The sequence below is a fragment of the Celeribacter indicus genome (genome assembly GCF_000819565.1).
GTDB classification, from domain to species: domain Bacteria; phylum Pseudomonadota; class Alphaproteobacteria; order Rhodobacterales; family Rhodobacteraceae; genus Celeribacter; species Celeribacter indicus.
The window spans coordinates 4,384,933-4,405,554 of the sequence record NZ_CP004393.1 but is presented as its reverse complement, the minus strand read 5'-3'; the positions used below and the strand labels follow the sequence as shown (position 1 = coordinate 4,405,554).

Below are 20,622 nucleotides of genomic sequence, written 5' to 3'. Positions count from 1 at the left end.
CGGAAAACGGGGGCCCCGGCGGCTCCCGTTTGCGTTGCGGCGGGCCGCTTTGGCGGATAGGCTCCCGTGGACGACAAGCCATGGAGTAGACAGGTGACAGCACGCGCCGGCCGCATGATAATCGCGATGACCGCAGCGGGACTGGTGCTCGCGGGCGGCCTTTCGCCCCGCGCCGCCACGGCCGATGTGGGCGCCTATCTGGCGGCGCGCCAGGCGACGATCGACCGCTCCTTCGAGGACCTGTCGCAATATGCCGAACGTGCGCTCGTGGACGATCCCGAGAATGCCGCGCTGCTCGAAGCGGTGGTGTCCTCCGAACTCTCCATGGGGAATTTCGATGCCGCGCAGCAGGATGCGGAGCGCCTCGACACGCTCGAACCGGGAAACCAGATCGCGGCAATGGCCCTGCTGACCCGCATGGCGCGGGAGGATGACTTCGCCGCGGTGATCGCCGCGCTCGATGACGGCAAAAGCATCAGCACCGTGGTCGACGGGATGTTGCGGGCCTGGGCGCTGGTCGGTGAGGGCGACATGAGCGCCGCGCTCGAGATCTTCGACACGCAGGCCGCGCAGGTCGAGGGGTTTGAATTCTTCGGCCCCTACAACAAGGCGCTGGCCCTGGCGCTGGTGGGCGATTTCGAGGGGGCGGAGCAGACCCTTTCCGATCCCGCGATGGCGCCGACCCGTCTCTCCGTGCTGGCGCGGGCCCAGGTCCTGAGTCAGCTCGAACGCAACGAGGAGGCGCTCGCGCTCCTTGACGAGGCCTTCGGCGGAGCCGAGGACCCCGGCGTCGAAGCGCTGCGCCGCACGCTCGAGGCCGGAGAACGCGCGCCCTTCACCGTCGTGCGCAATGCAAGGGACGGGATGGCCGATGTGTTCTTCGCGGTCGCCTCGGCGCTCGATGGCGGTCTCGACGATGCCTATACCCTGCTTTATGCGCGCATGGCGCAGGAACTGCGTCCCGATCAGGCGAGCTATGCGCTCGCCGTCGCTTCCCTTCTCGAACGGCTCGGACGCCATGCGCTCGCGGCGGAGGCCTTTGCGGCAATCCCGCCGGAGGACCCGGCCTATCCGATGGCGGAGCTCGGACGGGCGAACACGCTCCGCGCCTCGGGGCAAGACGAGGCGGAGCTCGAGGTGCTGCGACAGCTCGCGAAGGCGCGTCCCGAACTCGCGAGCGCCCAGATTGCCCTCGGCGACGCGCTGCGCCGACACGAACGCTATGAGGAAGCCGTGGCGGCCTATTCGGCCGCAGTCGATCTGACCGGGGAGCCGACCCGCTCCGATTGGCCGCTGTTCTTTACCCGCGGGATTGCCCATGAGCGTCTGGGCCAGTGGGAGGAGGCTGAGACCGATCTGCGTCAGGCGCTCGCGCTTCAGCCCGACCAGCCGCAGGTGCTGAACTATCTCGGCTATTCCTTTCTGGAGATGAAGTCCAACCTCGACGAAGCGATGGACATGATCCGCAAGGCCGCCGAGGCGCGGCCGCAGGACGGCTACATCACCGATTCCCTGGGTTGGGGGCTCTACCGTCTCGGCCGGTACGAGGAGGCGGTCGACCCGATGGAGCGCGCGGTCGCGCTGATGCCGGTCGATCCGATCATCAATGATCACCTGGGCGACGTTTATTGGGCGGTCGGTCGCGAACGCGAGGCGCGGTTCCAGTGGGAGCGCGCGCTGTCCTTCGAGCCCGAGGACGAGGATGCCGAACGGATCCGGCGCAAGCTTGACGTGGGGCTCGACCGGGTGCTCATCGACGAGGGCGAGGCGCCGACCCGGAGTCCGAATGACGGTTAAGGTTTTTGCTCCCGCGAAGATCAACCTCACCCTGCACGTCACCGGACAGCGGGAGGACGGATATCACCTCCTTGACAGCCTCGTGGCCTTCGTCGACGTGGGCGACCAGATCACGGCCAGCCCCGCGGCGGCCTCGACGTTCGAGGTGACGGGTCCCTTCGCCGCGGGCGTGCCGACGGACGAGACGAACCTCGCGCTGCGGGCCGCGCGCCTTGCGGAATGGCCGATGGAGATCCTGCTCGACAAGCGGCTGCCGCCGGCCTCTGGCATCGGTGGCGGATCGGCGGATGCGGCCGCGACGCTCAGGGCGGCGGCCCGGCTCGGCGCCACCCCGGTCAGTGCGGAACGGGCGCTCACCCTCGGCGCCGATCTTCCCGTCTGCCTGTCCACGCGTCCCGCGCGGATGACTGGAGTGGGCGAAAGGCTGCGGCCGGTCAGCATGCCGGTCCTGCATCTGGTGCTGGTCAATCCGCGGGTGGAGGTGGCGACGCCCGCCGTCTTCGCGGGGCTTGAGCGGCGCGACAACACGCCCATGCCGGAGATCCTGCCGGACTGGCCGGATGCGCTGGCGATGATCGACTGGCTTTCGACTCAGCGCAACGACCTCGAGGGGGCGGCGGTCGGGATCGCGCCCGAAATCACCGCCGCACTCGCCGCGCTGGCGCAGGCGCCGGGGGCGCGGATGGTGCGGATGTCGGGATCGGGTGCGACCTGTTTCGCACTGTTCGAGGATCGCTATCGCGCCGATGTCGCCGCGGCGCAGCTCACCGCCCGGAATCCCTGGTGGTGGGTCCGCTCGGCCAGCACATTGCCGGTCTGACAGAGCGGGGCTCAGCGCAGCCGTGCCACCACGTAATCGGCAATGTCGGAGAGCATGTCGACGATCTCTCCCTCGGGCAGGACATCGAGCGCCACCTTCGCCCTCTCCGCCCAGTCGAGCGCGACTTGGCGCGTCGCCTCAAGGGCGCCATGCCGGGTCAGAAGCGCGATGGCATGATCGAGATCGCCCTCCTCCTGCCGGCCCTTCTCGATGGTGCGGACCCAGAAGGCACGCTCCGTCGCGTCGGCATTCGCCACAGCCTTGATCAGCGGCAGGGTCAGCTTGCGCTCCCGGAAGTCGTCGCCGACGTTCTTGCCGGTCTGTTCCGAGCCCCAGTAGTCGAGAAGGTCGTCGACGATCTGGAAGGCGATGCCGAGCGCGTCGCCATAGGTGTGGAGCGCGGTAACGACGCTCTCGTCGGCCCGTGCGAGCACGCCGCCCACTTCGGTCGCCGCCGCGAACAGCGCCGCGGTCTTGCCGCGCACGACCTGGAGATAGACCTCCTCGTCGGTTGCCAGATCCTGCGCCGCGGTGAGTTGGAGCACCTCGCCCTCCGCGATGGTTGCGGAGGCATCGGACAGGATCTTCAGCACGCGCATATTGTCCGCGTCCGTCATCAGCTGGAAGGCGCGGGCAAACAGGTAGTCGCCGACCAGAACGGAACTCTTGTTGTCCCACAGGAGGTTCGCCGTCGGACGGCCGCGCCGCTGCGCGCTTTCATCCACCACATCGTCGTGCAGGAGCGTCGCGGTATGGATGAATTCCACCGTGGCCGCGAGATGGACGTGGTACGGCCCGTCATAGCCGCAGGCCCGTGCCGCTGCGAGCGTCAGCATCGGACGCAGGCGCTTTCCCCCCGCCTCGATCAGATGCGCCGTCACTTCGGGAATGCGCGGCGCGTGTTCGGAGGACATGCGGTCCCGGATCAGCGCATTCACCGCTGTCAGATCCTGGGCGAGATGTGCGGCCAGTTTCTCATGCGGCTTCTCGGACGCCTGACGTGACGGCTTGTCAAAGCTCATGGGGAACTCCTCGGCTCGACAAACCTTCCGGTCTGCCGTTAAATCGGGGCGATGAAACAGCTCCTGCGCACAACCGATCCGACCCAGATGGTCTACGCCAAAGCCCTTCTCTCGGGGGAGGGTATAGACTGCTTTGAAATGGACGTCCATATGAGCGTCCTCGAGGGCTCGCTCGGGATTTTGCCGCGCCGGCTGATGGTGCGCGACGATGATCTCGCACAGGCGCGGCGCATCCTGACCGACAACGATTTCGAGCTCGAGGATCTGTGAGCGCGGCCGAACTGACACGCGACGCGTTTCTTGGCGGGCGGCTCCATCTGTGGCAGCCGCGGGCCGGCTATCGCGCCGGGGTCGATCCGGTGCTGCTGGCCGCAGCGGTTCCGGCGCGGCCGGGCCAGTCGGTGCTCGAGCTCGGCTGCGGGGCGGGCGCGGCGGTGCTCTGCCTGAACGCGCGCGTGCCGGGGCTGTCGCTCACCGGGGTCGAGTTGCAACCTTTCTATGCCGAACTCGCGCGACGTAATGCCGCGGAGAACGAGGCGCCGCTGCGCGTGGTGGAGGCGGACCTGCAACGGCTTCCGCCGGAGCTCAGAGCGCAGGCCTTCGACCACGTCATCGCAAATCCGCCCTATTACGAACGCCATCGCTCGACCGCTTCCGAGGATGCCGGTCGCGACGTCGCGCTGGCAGGGGAGACACCGCTTGTCGAATGGATCGCGACCGCGTCCCGCCGCCTCGCGCCCAGGGGATACCTGACGCTCATCCAGAAGGCCGACCGCCTGCCTGAGCTGATCGCGGCCTGCACGGCCCGGCTCGGTTCCCTGCGCGTGCGGGCGATCCAGCCGCGGGTGGGGCGGAAGGCCGAGCTGGTGCTCATGCAGGCGCGCAAGGGCGGGCGCGCCGGCTTTGTTCTCGAGGCTCCGCTCATAATGCACGAGGGGGCGCGCCATAGGGTAGACGGAGAGAGTTACACCCCCGAAGTCCTCAACATCCTGCGAGGTGGCCAGGCCTTGCCATGGAGCGCCTGATCTTTGGCAAAATGTCGCAATCGTTCATGAACGGGTCACTTTGTTGCAAATCAAGGCCGTGACACGACTCGGTTTCTATGGTGCACTCGTTACATAGTTTTCATGGAGCGGTGACGTTCCTGAAGCTAGCCATGACAAGAGAGGAGACGACATGAGCTTGACTTCCCATATCGAAGAACTGAAGAAAAAGCACAAATCCCTCTCGGAGGCCGTGGAACTCGCGCAGCGCTCCCCCAGCGCTGACGGCCTTCGGATCGCTGACCTCAAGAAACAGAAGCTCCGCCTCAAGGAAGAAATCACGCGTCTGAGCACAGCCTGACGCACGGATTACCCGGTTTGGCGGCTTGCGAAAGCGGCCAGACCGGCCCCGGCCGTGACGAGGGCCGCAGCGATCAGAAGCGACAGGTGCGGCACGGCGATCCCCGCCAGAACCAGAAAGACCGTGGACAGCAGCGGAGCGGCATAGGAGGCCGTTCCCAGAAGTTGAATGTCCCCTTTCTTTACCCCGATATCCCAGACATAGAACGCCCCGCCCACGGGGCCGAGGCCGAGGGCGGCGATGCTTGCCCAGCCGGCCGGCGTGGCAGGCCAGACAGTCTCCTCGAAGGTGAGATGGGTCACCGACGCGAGCAGGGCGGCGAGGATGCAGAAGACCGCGACGGAAGCGGTCGTGACGTCGCCGAGGCGACGGGAGACGACCGAATAGCCGGTCCATGTGATGGCCGCCGCGAGCGCGTAGAAATATCCCATGGACGTCCCCTCTCCGATGCCTGAGCCGCCGAGGATGACGAGGGCCGCACCGCCGAAACCGAGGGCGGCTCCCAGGATGTGCAGCGGGCGCAGGCGCTCGCCGGGCAGAAGGCCGGAAAGCAGCACGATCATCAGCGGCCAGAGATAGGTGACGAGCGAAGCTTCTGCCGCGGGAGCGTGGCGCAGCGCGGAAAAGAACAGGAAATGGAAGCCGAAGATCCCGAGCGTGCCGAAGGCATAGACGCCGGGTGAGACGCCGGACAGTTCCTTCCAGGCGTTTCGCCGCCACAGCCAGACAAGACCGATCGCCCCGCCGACCGCGAAGCAGAGCGCGTTGAGCTGAAGCGGGGGCACCGGCGCGCTGCCCACCGTGAACAGGGCGAGCAGCGCCCAGAGCAGCACGGCGATAAATCCGAGGGTGGTGGCGGTCTTGCGGGTCATGGGCGCGATTTAGCCATGCGCCTCGGGTGGCTCAAATGAAAAAGGGGCCGCGCGGTGGCGACCCCTCCTTGCGGAAATGCGTGAGCCTCAGGTGAGATACTGTCCGCCATTCGCGGTGATCGTCGACCCGGTGATGAACCCGGCCTCGTCGGAGGCAAGGAAGACCACGCAGCGCGCGATATCCTCGGGTTCGCCGAGCCGTCCGACGGGAATCGTGGCGATGATGGACTCGCGCACCTTCTCGGGGACGGCCATCACCATCTCGGTGGCGATATAGCCGGGGCAGATCGCGTTGACCGTAATGCCGGCGCGCGCCCCTTCCTGTGCGAGCGCCTTGGTAAAGCCGAGATCGCCCGCCTTCGCCGCCGAGTAATTGGCCTGGCCGAACTGGCCCTTCTGGCCATTGATTGAACTGATGCTGATCACGCGGCCGAATTTCCGTTCGCGCATGCCGGGCCAGAGCGGATGCGTCATGTTGAACAGGCCCGACAGGTTCGTGTCCATCACCTGAGTCCATTGCTCGCGTGTCATCTTGTGGAACGGGGCGTCGCGGGTGATGCCGGCATTGTTCACGAGGATGTCGATCGGGCCGAGCTCGGACTCGACTTTCGCGATGCCCTCGGCGCAGGCGTCGTAATCGGCGACCGACCATTTATAGGTCTTGATGCCGGTTTCCTCAGTGAATTTGCCGGCGGCCTCGTCATTGCCTGCGTAATTGGCGGCGACGGTGTAGCCCGCGGCCTTCAGTGCCTTGGAAATCGCCGCGCCGATCCCGCGCGACCCGCCGGTCACGAGTGCAACTCTGGACATGGGTTCTCCTCCTCATCTAAATTTCTGTTAGAAATCTTGTTATTAAAATTATTCCTCATTCGCAACAATATTGCTGCGCGAATTTGGAAAATCTCTCTCCTGCACGGCTCGGGACGCAGGTCCGTCACCGTCCATCTCACGCTCATGTGGTGCCGGAGATCAAGTCGTTTTTCGCATGAAGTGTCGCGGGTGCGGATGGGTATGAAAAAGCGGGGCGCGCTGCGCCCCGCCACATCTGCCCCTGCCGGGCTTTGCTCAGTCGCGCTCGACGCAGAGGGCAACGCCCATGCCGCCGCCGATGCAGAGCGTGGCGAGACCCTTCTTAGCGTCGCGTCGCTGCATCTCGAAGAGCAGTGTGTTCAGTACCCGCGCGCCCGAGGCGCCGATGGGATGTCCGATAGCGATCGCGCCGCCGTTCACGTTGACGATCGCGGGATCCCATCCCATGTCCTTGTTCACCGCGCAGGCCTGCGCCGCGAAGGCTTCGTTGGCCTCCACGAGATCGAGATCCTGGGGCTTCCAGCCCGCCTTTTCGAGCGCCTTGCGAGAGGCGTGGATCGGTCCGACGCCCATGATCGCCGGGTCGAGGCCGGCCGTGGCGTAGGAGGCGATGCGCGCGAGCGGCCGGATGCCACGTTTTTCCGCGTTCTCCGCGGACATCAGCAGTACGCCGGCTGCGCCGTCGTTGATGCCGGAGGCATTGCCCGCGGTGACCGTGCCCTCCTTGTCGAAGGCGGGGCGGAGTTTCTGCATCGCCTCGATCGTAGCACCCTTGCGGATGTATTCGTCATCTTCGACGACGGTTTCGCCCTTACGGGTCTTTACGGTGAAGGGGATGATCTCGTCCCTGAACCTGCCGGCCTCCTGGGCAGCTTCCGCCTTGTTCTGGGAGGCGAGGGCGAACTCGTCCTGCTGCTCGCGCGAGATCTGCCATTGCGCGGCGACATTTTCGGCGGTGTTGCCCATGTGGTATCCGTTGAACGCGTCCCACAGCCCGTCCTTGATCATCGAATCGATGAACTTCAGATCGCCCATCTTGTGCCCCTGGCGGAGATTGGCGAGATGGGGCGACATCGACATGCTCTCCTGGCCGCCGGCGCATATGATCTCCGCATCGCCGAGCAGGATGTGCTGCGCTCCGAGCGCGACGGCGCGCAGGCCCGAGCCGCAGACTTGGTTGATGCCCCAGGCGGCCGATTCCTTCGGCAGTCCGGCGTTGATATGCGCCTGGCGGGCGGGATTCTGCCCTTGTCCGGCAGTCAGCACCTGACCGAGGATCGTCTCGGACACCTCGCCCTTCTCGATGCCGGCGCGCTCCACCAGCGCCTCGAGGACGGCCGCGCCGAGGTCATGGGCGGGCGTGTTGGCAAAGGAGCCCAGAAAGCTCCCGACGGCGGTCCGCGCTGCGGATGCGATGACGACATTGGTCATGGTGATTATCTCTCTCCCAGTATGTCTGCGGGGCAGATTGCCCAATGGCGGCAATCTTTGCAACTTTGTTGCGCGCTCCCTGCTTAAAGCTCTATGCTGCGCGCGCAGCATTTTCAACCGGCAATGCGTCGGGGCTGTGAAAATAGGCGGATCATCCGGCCTTTTTCCGCGCCTCCCCCGTGCGCCAGGCCGGGTTGATGGTGGCGGCGCCGAAATAGTGCCCCTGCATGCAGTCGATGCCGATGGAGGAGAGATAGCGCGCATCCGCTTCCGTCTCCACGAATTCGGCGACCGTATACATGTCGAAATGTTTCGCAACCGAGACGAGCGCCTGGGCGAGAACCTGGTTGTCGGGACTCGTCGCGATGCCGCGGATGAATTCGCCGTCGATCTTCACCATGTCGAAATAGAAATCCTTGAGATAGCGGAACGCGGTGAAGCCCGCCCCGAAATCGTCGAGCGCGAAGGAGACGCCCATCTCCTGAAGATCCGACATGAAGACGGCGACGAGATCGGGCATGATCATGGCGGAGCTCTCGGTGATCTCGAGGATCAGCCGCTCCGCGATGGTGACGTCCCTTTCGATCCCGCGGAGCAGCGTCTCCCTCCATCGGGGATAGCCGATGGACCGTGCGGACATGTTGATTGCGAGCCGCAAATCCTTGTGCCGGTCGAGGGCCTCGAGCCCCAGTTCGAGCGAGAGGCAGTCGAGGATCCGGCCGGTCTCGCTGCGCTCCGCGATCTCGATGAATTCACGGGCCGGGATCACGCGGCGGGTCTGATCGAGGACGCGGACCAGCCCCTCGTAGAAGGCGGGTCGGTCGGGGCGAAGCGTCTGGACGACCGGCTGGTAGGCAAGCATGACCTGCTTGTTGCGAAGCGCGTCCCGCACCATGTCCATCGTCCGCTGGTCGCGTTCGGCAATTGCGGCGGACAGGGGGCTTCCCATGTCGTCGTAGCCGTAGATCGAATCGTTCATGCCGTCGCCCTGCCTGCACAATCGGATGCCTTTCCCGAAGATCGTCGGGGGATCCTAACGGCAGGTAAATTCGCCAATTCCGCTCAAATTTGCGGAGAAGGTATCTAAAATCTTCAAACCGCATCGTCGAAGCGTAATTTCCACAGGACGGCGGCTCCGCCCGCAACTTCGTGCGAGTTTTCGTCGAATTTTGCCCTTTCGTCCGGCGCTAGAGGCACCGTCACCTCTCTCCGCCGGCGCGTGCCCTAAGGCGCCGAAGCGAGCCCGTACTGGCGCAGCAGCTCTTCGGTCAAGGCCTTCGCGGAGGAGGAAAACCACTCCGCGTCCCCCGTCATCCGCGCGATTTCCTGCCCCTCGGGGTCTATCAGGACTGTGACCGGCAGTCCCAGCACCGCCATGTCGCGGGCGAGCGCGCTCTGCGGATCCAGGAGCACGGGCAGCGCCGTCAGGTCTGTCTCGTCGTAGAACTTGCGGATGGCCGGCAGCGGATTGCGCCCTGTCGCGACCGTCAGCACCTCAAGCCCCTCCGCGCCATAGGCCGTCTGAAGCGCGTCGAGCTCCGGCATCTCCTTGCGACAGGGCGCGCACCAGGTCGCCCAGAAATTCAGGAGGACGAGCTTGCCCGAATGATCCGACAACCTGTGCTCGCCCCCCTCCGGATCGGTGAAGACGACATCGCTGACCGGCTTCGGCGTGTCGTGAAAGGACAGTTTCTGGAGACTGTCCTCGCGCAGCGCCGCCGCCCTCTCCAGATCCGCGCCGGACGCGGGAATTGCGCCAAGGCTCAGGGCCGTATAAAGGGTGGCGGCAATCAGTTTTTTCAGCATGCGGGACACATCCATGGCCGACAAGAAATCAAATGCGATGTGGGGCGGGCGGTTCGCCGCGGGGCCGGATGCCATCATGGAAGCGATCAATGCCTCCGTCGATTTCGACAAACGCCTCGCCTCGCAGGATATCGCGGGGTCGCGGGCCCATGCTGCGATGCTCGCCCGACAGGGCATCCTCAGCGATAACGATGCGGAGGCCATTCGGAAAGGGCTTCTCACGGTTTTGTCAGAGATCGAGGCGGGTGAGTTCACCTTTTCCACCGCGCTCGAGGACATTCACATGAATGTTGAGGCGCGCCTGAAGGAGATCATCGGCGAACCCGCCGGGCGCCTGCACACGGCGCGGTCGCGCAACGATCAGGTGGCGACCGATTTCAAACTCTGGACCCGCGATCAGATCGACGCGGCGATCTCCGGGCTCGAGGCGCTGATCCGTGCGCTGATCGCGCAGGCGGAGGCGGGTGCGGACTGGGTGATGCCGGGTTTCACCCACTTGCAGACCGCGCAGCCGGTCACCTGGGGTCATCACATGATGGCCTATGTGGAGATGTTCGGGCGCGACATGTCCCGCTTTGCCGATGCGCGCGCGCGGATGAACGAAAGCCCGCTCGGCGCCGCCGCGCTCGCGGGGACGGGGTTTGCGATCGACCGGCACATGACGGCGGAGGCGCTGGGCTTCGACCGCCCTGCGGCCAACTCGCTCGATGCCGTGGCCGACCGCGATTTCGCGCTCGAATTCCTGTCCTCGGCCTCGATCTGCGCGATGCACCTGTCGCGCTTCGCCGAGGAACTCGTGATCTGGTCCTCCGCGCAATTCCGCTTCGTCACCCTGTCGGACCGCTTCTCCACCGGTTCCTCGATCATGCCGCAGAAGAAGAACCCGGACGCGGCCGAGCTCATCCGCGCGAAGATCGGCCGCATCGTCGGCGCGATGATCGCGCTCTTCACGGTGATGAAGGGGCTTCCGCTCGCCTATTCCAAGGACATGCAGGAAGACAAGGAACAGGTCTTCGACGCTGCCGACACGCTGATGCTGGCGCTTGCGGCGATGACTGGTATGGTGTCGGACATGACCGCGAACGTGGACAAGCTGCGCGCCGCGGCGGCGTCCGGCTTTTCGACGGCGACGGATCTGGCCGACTGGCTGGTGCGCGAGGCGGGGCTGCCGTTCCGGGACGCCCATCACGTCACCGGTGCGCTCGTCGCGATGGCCGAGACGAAGGGCGTGGACCTGCCCGATCTGACCCTTGCGGAGATGCGCTCCGTTCACGATGCGATCACCGAAGGCGTGTACGACGTCTTGACGGTTGAAAATTCCGTCGCCTCGCGCACAAGCTATGGCGGCACGGCGCCCGAACAGGTGCGTGCCCAGATCGCGCGGTGGAAGGAGAGGCTTGGATGAAGCGTATCGTTGCGGCCCTGACGGTGGCGGTCGGCCTGTCCGCCTGCGGCGTCGAAGGAGAGCCCGTTCAGCCGGAAGTTCACGCGCGGACCACGGTCGGCGTGAATTCGAAGTGGGGGAGCTATACTGACACCTCCGTCAACATTCACTTTCCGTTGAATTTCCCCACGAATTGACGCGCCTCCGCCGCGTTCCGAAAGAGAGCCCATGGATCATTTCCTCTACAAGAACGGCGTGCTTCATGCCGAGGATGTTTCGCTGTCCGAGATCGCCCAGCAGGTCGGAACGCCGTTCTACGTCTATTCCACCGCGACGCTTACGCGGCATTTCAGGCTGTTCGACGAGGCGCTTGCGGGAATGGATCACCTCGTCTGTTTCGCGATGAAGTCGAATTCCAACCTCGCCGTACTGAAGCTCATGTGCGAGCTCGGCGCGGGCATCGACGTGGTGTCCATCGGCGAATATCTGAAGGCGAAGGCGGCGGGCGTGCCCGGTGAGCGGATCGTGTTTTCCGGCGTGGGCAAGACGCGCGCGGAAATGCGGCAGGCGCTCACGGGCGGCATCCGGCAGTTCAACGTCGAAAGCGAGCCCGAGCTCGAGGCGCTCGACGAGGTGGCGGTGTCGCTTGGCGTGAAGGCGCCGGTGGCGATCCGGGTGAATCCCGACGTCGATGCGAAGACCCATGCGAAGATCGCCACGGGGAAATCGGAGAACAAGTTCGGCATTCCGATCTCGACCTGCCGCGAGGTCTATCGCCGCGCGGGCGCGATGGCCGGGATCGACGTGATCGGGATCGACGTGCATATCGGCTCGCAGCTCACCGAGCTCGAGCCGTTCGAGCTTGCCTTCTCCAGGGTCGCCGAACTGACCGGGGCGCTGCGAGCCGACGGGCACGACATCCGCCGGCTCGACCTCGGCGGCGGCCTCGGCATTCCCTATGAGCGTTCGAACACCGCACCGCCCCTGCCGGTCGAATATGGCGAGGTGATCCGGCGCACCGTGGGGCATCTCGGCTGCGAGATCGAGATCGAGCCGGGGAGGCTGATCTCCGGGAACGCCGGATTGCTCGTCTCCTCGGTGATCTATCTCAAGCATGGCGCGGGGCGCGATTTCCTGATCCTCGACGCGGCGATGAACGATCTCGTGCGGCCGTCGATGTATGACGCGCATCACGACATCGTGCCGGTGATCGAACCCGAGGCCGGTGCGGAACAGTCCGCCGTCGATATCGTCGGCCCCGTCTGCGAGACCGGCGACACCTTCGCCAAGGCGCGCCACATGCCCGCGCTCGGGGAGGGCGATCTCGTCGCCTTCCGTTCCGCGGGGGCCTATGGCGCGGTGATGGCCTCGGAATACAATTCGCGTCCGCTCGTGCCGGAGGTCCTCGTGAAGGGCGATCAATTCGCTGTCATCCGGCCGCGCCCGAGCTATGAAGAGATGATAAACCGGGATAGCATTCCGGTGTGGCTCTGAACGTCCCGCGATCCGGCGCGGCGCGAGCGGGCCGGATTGGCGAGACCGATGGCGTTTGACCGAAAGCTCGATCAGGATCTGACCAGGAGCCTCGCCCGACGGGTGAGGACTGCGCTGCGTGCCACATGGGCGGGGCTGCTGTTCGAACGCGCCGGTCAGGCCCTCTGGCCCTTCTTCTCGCTGCTGTGCTTCTTCACGGGTCTTGCCCTTCTGGGGGTCCACGATCTCTTTCCGACCTCCTTGCGCATGGGGCTGCTGATCGGCGCGGGCGTCGTTCTGCTCGTCGCCTTCGCGCTCGGGCTGCGTCGGTTCCGCCTTCCCGGCAAAGGCTTGGCTCTCGCCCGCGTCGATGCGAGGCTGCCGGGCCGTCCGCTTCAGGCGCTGAGCGACGCGCCGCTCGCCGGGGCGGGAGATCCTGCCTCCGAAAGCCTCTGGGCTGCGCACCGGCGGCGCATGATCGACCGACTGGTCGCAGTGCGGGCCGTCGCGCCGATGCTGCGCCTTGCACCGCGGGATCCCTTCGCGCTGCGGCTCGTCGCACTGACGACGCTCGGCATGGGGCTCGTCTTCGGCTCTTTCGACCGGGCGCGCACCGCGGGCGATCTCGGCACGGGCGGGCCGGAGATCGCGATGGGTCCGATCTGGGAGGGTTGGGTGCGACCGCCTTCCTATTCAGGCAAGCCGACGCTCTATCTCGGCGACCTTGGAGAGGGCTTCGAGGTGCCAAAGGGCGCCGACGTGACGGTCCGTTTCTATGGCGAGGACGGCGTTCTGACGCTGCGGGAGACCGTCTCGGGAGAGACACCCTCCGAGGCGCGCGATTTTCCCATCCGGCAGGAGGGCGAGATCGAGATCGACGGTCCGACCGGCCGTCTCTGGAACGTCGCGCTGCAACCCGACCGGCCGCCCGAAGCCGAACTCGTGGATGCGATGACCCGCGCCCCGTCGGGCGAGATGCGGCAGAATTTCCGCCTCAGCGACGATTTCGGCGTCGCGCGCGCGGTCCTGACGATCACCCGCGACCCGGAGGCCGTGGAAGCGCGCTACGGCTACCAGCTTCCGCCCGAGGATCGTCCGGCGGTGGAAGTGCCGGTCGCCCTGCCGCAGACAGGCAATCGCGGCGAGATAGAGGGGATGATCGCGGAAAACCTCGCAGAGCATCCCTTTGCCGGGCTGCCGGTGCAGATCTCGCTCACCGCGTGGGATGAGGCCGGGCAGGCGAGCGAGGAGGCGCTTGGGGAGGGGATCCTGCCGACGCGGCGGTTCTTCGATCCGCTGGCGGCGGCGATCGTGGATGTGCGGCGCGAATTGTTGTGGAACCGCGAGAACGCCACACGGGCGGCGCAGGTGCTGCGCGCGGCGACGGTGGACCCCAACGAGGTCTTCGACAACATGAACGATTTCTTCCGTCTGCGCGGCACCGTCGACCAGATCGAGACGCGCGAGGGCGCGCTCACCGACGAGCAACTCGACCAGATCGCGCAGGAGCTCTGGGAGATCGCGGTCGAGCTTGAGGACGGCGAGCTGAAGGAGGCGCTTGCGCGGCTGCACCGGGCACAGGAACGTCTCAGTGAGGCAATGCGCGACGGTGCCACCCCCGAGGAGATCGCCCGGCTCATGGAGGAGCTGCGCGAGGCGACCCGCGACTACATGCAGCAGCTTGCCGAGCAGCAGGGCGAGCAGGAGGACGGCACGGATCAGCCGGATCAGGGCGAGCAGGGTCAGGAGATCACCCAGGACCAGCTCCAGGAGCTGATGGACCGGATCCAGGAACTGATGGAGCAGGGCCGGATGGCCGAGGCGCAGCAGCTTCTCGACATGCTCGCAGAGATGCTCGAGAACATGCGGGTGACGCAAGGGCAGGGCCAGGGGCAGGGCAACCAGCAGATGCAGGGCCTTCAGGACATGCTGCGCGACCAGCAGGAGCTGAACGACGACACCTTCTCCGACCTTCAGGAGCAGTTCGGGCAGCAGCAAGGGGGCCAGCAGGGCCAGGACCAGGGGCAGCAGCAGGGACAACAGCAGGGTCAGGACGGTCAGGGCGGAGAGCCCGGAGGCCGGCAGCAGGGGCAGGGCGGCGGACCCGACGAGGGGACGCTTGCCGAGCGGCAGCGCGCCCTGCGCAACGAACTGAACCGCCAGCGCCAGCAGATGCCCGGCGGGGGCACGGGGGGCGATGAGAACACGCTCGGGGGCGCCCTCGACCGTGCGGATCGGGCGATGGACGAGGCCGAGGACCGGCTTGCCGAGGGCGATCTGTCCGGCGCGCTCGACAATCAGGCCGAGGCGATGGAGGCCCTGCGCGAAGGCATGCGTCAGCTCGGCGAGCAGCAGGCCGAAAATCAGCAGGACCAGCAGGACGGGCAGCCCGGACAGGACGGCGGCAACAACGGTGCCGATCCGGCGCGCCGCGATCCGCTCGGGCGATCGGCTGGCGACACGGGACGGTTCGGATCCGACGAGGAGCTCTATGAGGGCGAGGACGTCTATCGGCGGGCGGAGGAACTGCTCGACGAGATCCGGCGCAGGTCGGCCGAACAGGAACGCTCTGCGGAAGAACGAGATTATCTGAACCGGCTGCTCGACCGGTTCTGACCCGCGGCGTCAGGGCCCGGATCAGGCGCCGTTGAGCTGGTTGAGAAGGGCGTTGAGCCGCGCGCCCGCGTTTTCCATGATCCCGTCGAGCCATGTGCGGAAAGCATTGGCCCCGGAGATGTACCCCTCCATCGCGGAGGCGAGGGCGGGCACCCGTCCCGCGATCATCGGCGCAAGAACGTAGAGCGCCACGAGCAGCACCGAGACCAGCACGAGGACCGAGAACGCGGTACGGAAGCCCGAGCGTTCGGCCCGTGCGCGGCGGGTCTCCGCATCGGGCACGGTGCCGTCCTCGTCCCGGTCGGAGGCGGGGCTGAGTGTCGAGTTTATCTCCTCGATATCGGGCAGGAGATCGCGGCGCTTGGCCGTCGCCGCGCCAGTTCCCGCGGCGGCGCTCGCGGCACTCTCGAGCCCGCGCAGCCGGGCCATCCGGTCGCGCAGGCTTTGTCTTGCGGGATCCTGCGCCGGCTCATCGAGCCCGAGCTCGGGTTGGCTTTCGAGCGTGTCGGGCGCGCCGCGGCGCATTTCCTGATCGAATTCGACCTCCGCACGCAGGATGTCGCGCACGCTTTCCTTGATCCCGGACCCGCGCGGCGCAGGGAGCGGACCCTCCGCCGCGGCGATCTCCGGCTCGTCCTCCACTTCACTGAGGCCGGGCATCGCGTCTTCGTCTCCGGCCGGGACATCCTCCGGTTCTGCGGCGCCGGCGTCGTCGGCGGGATCCTGCCCGGCCGGGGCCGCGGTGGCGGCAGAGGCAGAGGGGGACTGTTCGGAGGCGGGAAGCTCGTCGGATTCGGACGTGTCGAAGGCGTGAACGGGAGGCACCGGCACCTGGGCATCCTCTGTTTCGTCCTCCGCCTCGGCGCCCGTCGGGGCGTCATATCCGAGCTCGTCGGCCAGATCGGCGTCGAGATGCGGCGGATTCTGGAACCAGGTGTGGCCGCAGTTAGAGCACTGCACGTCCCGGCCCGCGTCGGGGATGACGCGGGCGTCCACCTCGTATTGGGCCCCGCAATTGGGACAAATCAGCCGCATAACTACCCTCACCAGCACCGTCGGGGCATTTGGCGCCACTTGTTTTTCGGAAGTGTTAACGGTCCCGAAAAGATTGTCCATGTTTTTGCGACAGTTGGATTGAAAGCTTTCAGCCGGTGAGGCAAAACTGTCGCGAACGGGCGACAGGGGTTTCATGTGATCGAGTTTCAGGATGTGAGCTACGGCTACGGCGGGCGGGAGCTGTTGACGGAGATGTCTCTCTCTCTGCCTCCGGGTTCCTTTCATTTCCTGACCGGACCTTCGGGCGCCGGGAAGACGACCTTTCTGAAACTCTGCTATCGCGAGCTTCAGGCGAGCGCGGGGCGGGTCACGCTCTTCGGGCAGAACACGCGCGAGATGGGCCGGGACGAGGTGGCGCAACTGCGGCGCCGGATCGGCGTGGTGCATCAGGACTGCCAGTTCCTCGATCACCTGAGCCTTGCCGAGAACGTCGCGCTGCCGCTCACGGTGGCGGACCGGCCGCGCATGGATCAGGACCTCGCCGATCTTCTCGCATGGGTCGGGCTGTCGGACCAGGCGCGGTCTCTGCCGCGTGAGTTGTCGGGCGGGGAGCGGCAGCGCGCCGCGCTCGCCCGCGCCGTGATCATGTCGCCGGAGGTCATCCTCGCCGACGAGCCGACGGGGAATGTCGACTGGGACATGTCCCTGCGGCTCCTGCAACTGCTCATCGAACTCAACCGGATGGGAAAGACCGTCGTGATCGCCACCCACGACCTGCATCTCATCCGCCAGTCGAAGGCGCAGGTCCAGGCCCGCGTGCTGCGCATCTCCAACCGCCGCATTCAGCAAGCGGGGGTCGATCTGTGAAGACCCTCCTGCTTTCGGCCCTGAAGATCAACGAGCGCGCGCAGGGGCGGGTGGTGCCGCCCTCCGGCTTCACCGCCCGGCTCACTGTGGTCACCGCCGCCGCCATGGCCTTTCTCGCCGTCTTCGCCCTCGCGCTGTCACTGGCGACCGGGCGACTTGCGGAACGCTGGGGCAACGAACTGGCCCGTGCGTCCACCGTGCGGATTTCCGCCCCCGCCGATCAGATGGCGGCGCAGACCGCCGCCGCGCTCGCGGTGCTCGAGACCACGCCGGGGGTCGCCTCGGCGCGGCTTCTGAGCGCAGAGGAGGAGCGCGCCCTGCTCGAACCCTGGTTCGGTCCGTCGCTGCCCGTCGACACCCTGCCCCTGCCTGCGCTGATCGAGGTGGTCGAGGCGCCGGAGGCGGGCTTCGACGCCGAAGGGCTGCGCCTGCGGCTCGCGGGCGAAGCGCCGGGCGCGGTGCTCGACGATCACACCCGCTGGCGGCGGCCGCTGGTGAAGGCGGCCGAGCGGCTGCGCCTTCTGGGATACCTCTCGCTTCTGCTCATGGCGGGCATCATGGCCGGGATGATCACGCTGGCCGCCAACGCGGCGCTTGCGGCCAATGCGCAGGTGATCGGCACCCTGCGCCTCGTCGGGGCGACCGATCGCTTCATCGCCGGCGCCTTCGAACGGCGCTTCACCCTGCGCGGATTCGGCGGTGCCCTCGCCGGAGCGCTGCTCGGCATGATGGCGGTGGCCCTCCTGCCCGGCGCCGATACCGAGGCGGGACTGCTCACCGGGCTCGGCTTCTCAGGCGTAGACTGGCTCTGGCCGCTGGCCGTGCCGGTCCTCGCCGCGCTCGTCGCCTTTGCCGCGACCCGCTTCGCCGCGCGGCAGGCGCTGAGGAGGTTGATGTGATGCCCTATCCTGTCCAGTGGCTCCTCTCTCTCATCTTCATCATCCAGATGTACCTGGCCATGGCCGTCTGCGCCCTGATCTTCACGCCTTTCGTGCTGGTGCGGCGCGACATGGCCTTTGTCGCGGTCCACAGTTATTGCCGCTGGGTGCGGTTCTCGGCGCGGGTGATCGTCGGGCTCCGCTCCGAAGTGCGCGGGGAGGTCCCCGCCGACGAGGTGCTCGTCGCCTCGAAACACCAGAGCTTCTTCGACATCATCCTCCTCTGCGGCGCGCTTCCGCGTCCGAAGTTCATCATGAAGAAGCAGCTCGTCTGGGCGCCCATCGTCGGCTTCTACGCGCGGAAGATCGGCTGTATCCCCGTCGATCGCGGCAAGCGCGGTCAGGCGATCAAGAGGATGATCGCCGATGTGAAATCCGGCGCGGCAATGCCGGGTCAGCTCATCATCTTTCCGCAGGGCACGCGCGTCGCGGCGGGGGCGAAGATGCCCTACAAGATCGGCACCGGCGTGCTCTACGAACAGACCGGGCAGGACATCGTGCCGGCGGCGACCAATGTCGGCGTGTTCTGGCGGCGCAAGGGGATCTATCGCGGTCGGGGAACGGCCGTGCTCGAGTTCCTGCCGCGCATTCCGGCAGGACGTAACATGAAGGAGGTCATGGCCGGGTTGGAAGAGATGGTGGAAACTGCGTCCGACCGGCTGATGGACGAGGCGGGGTTCACCTTTCCTCCGACGGCATGAGTGTCATCTTGCGGTGATCTTCCGCGGATAAGGAAACGGCATGATGAAACCCGTTCAGGATATTTCGGAGCTCGAGGCGCTCTATGGGACGCCCGGTCCGGCAGCGACGGAAAAGGTGGCGCGGCGCCTGACGCCGGAGTTCCGGACATGGATCGAATGCTCGCGCTTCTGCATCCTCTCGACCGTCGGCCCCGAGGGGACGGATGCCTCTCCCCGTGGCGACCGCACTCCGGTGGTCCGCGAACTCGACGCCGGGACGCTCGCGCTGCCCGACTGGCAAGGCAACAACCGCATCGACAGCCTGCGCAACATCGTGCGCGATCCGCGCGCCTCGCTGATGTTTTTCGTGCCGGGATCGAACAACGTGGTGCGGGTGAACGGGCGGGCCTTCGTCACGCTCGACGCGGAGCTGCGCGAAAGTTTCGAGGTGAACGGAAAGCACCCGCGCTCGGTGATCGTCCTCGGGATCGCGGAGATCTATACCCAATGCGCCCGCGCCCTGATGCGGGCGGGGCTTTGGGAAGGGCGGGACGAGAGTGCCAGCCTGCCCACGGTCGGAGAGATCCTCGCGTCCCTCACCGACGGCCGGGTCGGCGGCAAGGCCTATGACGAGGAGTGGCCCCACCGCGCCGCGGGCAGCATGTGGTAAGAGGAAAGGCCGCGCTTTCGCACGGCCTGTTTCCTTTGTGCCCCAAATACTCGTCTCTCAGGCCGCCAGTCCCTTCGAACCCATCTCGAGGAATTTCTTGCGGCGATCCTTGAGAAGCGTCTCGGGCTTCTTCTTCTTCATCGGGGCGAGCATCGTTTCGATCGCCTTGCCCACGGCGGCGATGGCCGCGTCCCGGTCGCGCTGCGCGCCGCCCAGCGGTTCGGGGATGATCTGGTCGATGACGCCGAGCTTGTGCAGGTCCTGCGCGGTCAGGCGCAGGGCCTCCGCCGCCTCGCGCATCTTTTCCGAATCCTTCCACAGGATCGAGGCGCAGCCCTCGGGCGAGATCACCGAATAGACGGAATGTTCGAGCATCGCGACCTTGTTGGCGGAGGCGAAGGCGACCGCGCCGCCGGAGCCGCCCTCGCCGATGATCACGGAAATCATCGGCACCTTGAGCTGGAGGCATTTCTCCGTCGACCGTGCGATGGCTTCGGACTGGCCGCGCTCCTCCGCGCCCTTGCCCGGATAGGCGCCGGGTGTATCGACGAGCGCGATCACCGGAAGGCCGAACCGGTCCGCGAGGTCCATCAGGCGGATCGCCTTGCGATAGCCTTCGGGACGCGCCATGCCGAAATTGCGCTCGATGCGGGACTTGGTGTCATGGCCCTTTTCCTGTCCGATGACGACCACCGGCTGATCGTTGAAGCGCGCGAGCCCACCCATCACCGCATGGTCGTCGGCAAAATTCCGGTCTCCCGCCAGCGGCGTGTATTCAGTGAAGAGCGCGTCGATGTAATCCTTGCAATGCGGCCGGTCGGGATGGCGCGCGACCTGGCATTTCCGCCAGGGCGACAGGTTCTTGTAGAGATCCTTGAGCATGTCGCCGGCCTTCTTGTCCAGGGCGGCGGCTTCCTTCTCGACATCCATCTCCTCGTTCGCCCGTGCCAGGGCGCGCAGTTCTTCGGCCTTGCCTTCGATCTCCGCGAGCGGCTTTTCGAATTCGAGATAGTGAGTCATGGGGACCTCCGGGCGACGTGCTGTCCCCGTATATGGCGATTTTCGCGGCAGGGTGCAACTCGCGAGCCGGGCCGGT

21 protein-coding genes are annotated in these 20,622 nt (G+C 66.3%); 13 read left to right on the top strand and 8 right to left on the bottom strand.

Translation table 11 applies throughout. The features are described 5' to 3' along the window. The first annotated feature begins 126 nt into the window (after window positions 1–126). The gene (locus tag P73_RS21485) at window positions 127–1,797 is read left to right on the top strand and encodes a tetratricopeptide repeat protein (RefSeq protein WP_169747685.1); all 1,671 of its coding nucleotides are present in this window, start codon (window positions 127–129) and stop codon (window positions 1,795–1,797) included. Then, window positions 1,787–2,617 carry a 4-(cytidine 5'-diphospho)-2-C-methyl-D-erythritol kinase gene (locus P73_RS21480; RefSeq protein ID WP_043871157.1) on the top strand — a complete coding sequence of 277 codons (831 nt, stop codon included), beginning with the start codon at window positions 1,787–1,789 and terminating at the stop codon, window positions 2,615–2,617. The genes P73_RS21485 and P73_RS21480 overlap by 11 nt, the downstream gene beginning before the upstream one ends. An 11-nt stretch (window positions 2,618–2,628) precedes the next feature. Here P73_RS21480 and P73_RS21475 read toward each other — a convergent pair whose 3' ends face one another. Continuing rightward, entirely contained in the window at window positions 2,629–3,639 is a 1,011-nt protein-coding gene (locus P73_RS21475; protein ID WP_043871156.1) for a polyprenyl synthetase family protein, read from the bottom strand. A gap of 51 nt (window positions 3,640–3,690) precedes the next feature. On the opposite strand from P73_RS21475, the gene P73_RS21470 reads away from it, so the two are divergent. The 3 genes from P73_RS21470 (at window position 3,691) to P73_RS25215 (ending at window position 4,983) form a co-directional block, all read left to right on the top strand. Then, entirely contained in the window at window positions 3,691–3,909 is a 219-nt protein-coding gene (locus tag P73_RS21470) for a putative signal transducing protein (protein WP_043871155.1), read from the top strand. Beyond that, the gene (locus P73_RS21465; RefSeq protein ID WP_043871154.1) at window positions 3,906–4,664 is read left to right on the top strand and encodes a tRNA1(Val) (adenine(37)-N6)-methyltransferase; all 759 of its coding nucleotides are present in this window, start codon (window positions 3,906–3,908) and stop codon (window positions 4,662–4,664) included. The genes P73_RS21470 and P73_RS21465 overlap by 4 nt, the downstream gene beginning before the upstream one ends. Before the next feature lie 151 nt (window positions 4,665–4,815). Continuing rightward, window positions 4,816–4,983: a YdcH family protein gene (locus P73_RS25215; RefSeq protein WP_074743121.1), complete on the top strand. Its 168-nt coding sequence runs from the start codon at window positions 4,816–4,818 to the stop codon at window positions 4,981–4,983. Window positions 4,984–4,991: 8 nt separating this feature from the next. Here the strand turns inward: P73_RS25215 and yddG are convergent, their stop codons facing one another. The 5 genes from yddG to P73_RS21440 form a co-directional block, all read right to left on the bottom strand. Then, entirely contained in the window at window positions 4,992–5,855 is an 864-nt protein-coding gene (gene yddG / locus P73_RS21460) for an aromatic amino acid exporter YddG (RefSeq protein ID WP_043871153.1), read from the bottom strand. An 87-nt stretch (window positions 5,856–5,942) separates the two neighbouring features. Further along, a complete protein-coding gene (gene phbB, locus P73_RS21455) occupies window positions 5,943–6,665 on the bottom strand; it encodes a beta-ketoacyl-ACP reductase (protein ID WP_043871152.1) in 723 nt (240 codons plus the stop codon). 255 nt (window positions 6,666–6,920) lie between these two features. Next, window positions 6,921–8,096 (bottom strand): acetyl-CoA C-acetyltransferase, encoded by a 1,176-nt coding sequence (locus tag P73_RS21450; RefSeq protein WP_043871151.1) that lies wholly within the window; start codon window positions 8,094–8,096, stop codon window positions 6,921–6,923. Window positions 8,097–8,247: 151 nt separating this feature from the next. Beyond that, window positions 8,248–9,075 (bottom strand): EAL domain-containing protein, encoded by an 828-nt coding sequence (locus tag P73_RS21445; protein ID WP_043871150.1) that lies wholly within the window; start codon window positions 9,073–9,075, stop codon window positions 8,248–8,250. A 245-nt stretch (window positions 9,076–9,320) separates the two neighbouring features. After that, window positions 9,321–9,902, bottom strand: a complete 582-nt coding sequence (locus tag P73_RS21440) for a TlpA disulfide reductase family protein (protein WP_174446919.1) — start codon at window positions 9,900–9,902, stop codon at window positions 9,321–9,323. Window positions 9,903–9,915: 13 nt separating this feature from the next. Here P73_RS21440 and argH point away from each other — a divergent pair, with 13 nt between their 5' ends. Genes argH through P73_RS21420 form a run of 4 tightly spaced genes read left to right on the top strand, consistent with a single transcriptional unit; the run spans window position 9,916 to window position 15,375 of the window. Further along, window positions 9,916–11,307 (top strand): argininosuccinate lyase, encoded by a 1,392-nt coding sequence (argH, locus tag P73_RS21435; protein ID WP_043871149.1) that lies wholly within the window; start codon window positions 9,916–9,918, stop codon window positions 11,305–11,307. Then, a complete protein-coding gene (locus tag P73_RS21430) occupies window positions 11,304–11,483 on the top strand; it encodes a hypothetical protein (RefSeq protein WP_043871148.1) in 180 nt (59 codons plus the stop codon). Before argH ends, P73_RS21430 begins: the two co-directional genes overlap by 4 nt. Window positions 11,484–11,514: 31 nt before the next feature. Further along, window positions 11,515–12,780: a diaminopimelate decarboxylase gene (gene lysA, locus P73_RS21425; RefSeq protein ID WP_043871147.1), complete on the top strand. Its 1,266-nt coding sequence runs from the start codon at window positions 11,515–11,517 to the stop codon at window positions 12,778–12,780. A 48-nt stretch (window positions 12,781–12,828) separates the two neighbouring features. Then, a complete protein-coding gene (locus tag P73_RS21420; protein WP_052453498.1) occupies window positions 12,829–15,375 on the top strand; it encodes a DUF4175 domain-containing protein in 2,547 nt (848 codons plus the stop codon). 21 nt (window positions 15,376–15,396) lie between these two features. Here P73_RS21420 and P73_RS21415 read toward each other — a convergent pair whose 3' ends face one another. Beyond that, on the bottom strand, window positions 15,397–16,410 hold the full coding sequence (locus tag P73_RS21415) for a zinc-ribbon domain-containing protein (protein ID WP_052453497.1): 1,014 nt from the start codon (window positions 16,408–16,410) through the stop codon (window positions 15,397–15,399). Between the two features lie 156 nt (window positions 16,411–16,566). Here P73_RS21415 and P73_RS21410 point away from each other — a divergent pair, with 156 nt between their 5' ends. From P73_RS21410 to P73_RS21395, 4 genes are read left to right on the top strand one after another with little or no spacing between them, the layout of a single operon-like run. Continuing rightward, entirely contained in the window at window positions 16,567–17,238 is a 672-nt protein-coding gene (locus P73_RS21410) for a cell division ATP-binding protein FtsE (protein WP_043871146.1), read from the top strand. After that, window positions 17,235–18,137 carry a cell division protein FtsX gene (locus P73_RS21405; protein WP_043871145.1) on the top strand — a complete coding sequence of 301 codons (903 nt, stop codon included), beginning with the start codon at window positions 17,235–17,237 and terminating at the stop codon, window positions 18,135–18,137. Before P73_RS21410 ends, P73_RS21405 begins: the two co-directional genes overlap by 4 nt. Beyond that, window positions 18,137–18,877: a lysophospholipid acyltransferase family protein gene (locus P73_RS21400; RefSeq protein WP_043871144.1), complete on the top strand. Its 741-nt coding sequence runs from the start codon at window positions 18,137–18,139 to the stop codon at window positions 18,875–18,877. The genes P73_RS21405 and P73_RS21400 overlap by 1 nt, the downstream gene beginning before the upstream one ends. A 43-nt stretch (window positions 18,878–18,920) precedes the next feature. Next, complete coding sequence (locus P73_RS21395) at window positions 18,921–19,526, top strand: pyridoxamine 5'-phosphate oxidase family protein (RefSeq protein ID WP_043872071.1); 606 nt, start codon at window positions 18,921–18,923, stop codon at window positions 19,524–19,526. A gap of 57 nt (window positions 19,527–19,583) precedes the next feature. Here the strand turns inward: P73_RS21395 and P73_RS21390 are convergent, their stop codons facing one another. Further along, a complete protein-coding gene (locus P73_RS21390) occupies window positions 19,584–20,546 on the bottom strand; it encodes an acetyl-CoA carboxylase carboxyltransferase subunit alpha (protein ID WP_043871143.1) in 963 nt (320 codons plus the stop codon). Window positions 20,547–20,622 lie beyond the last annotated feature (76 nt).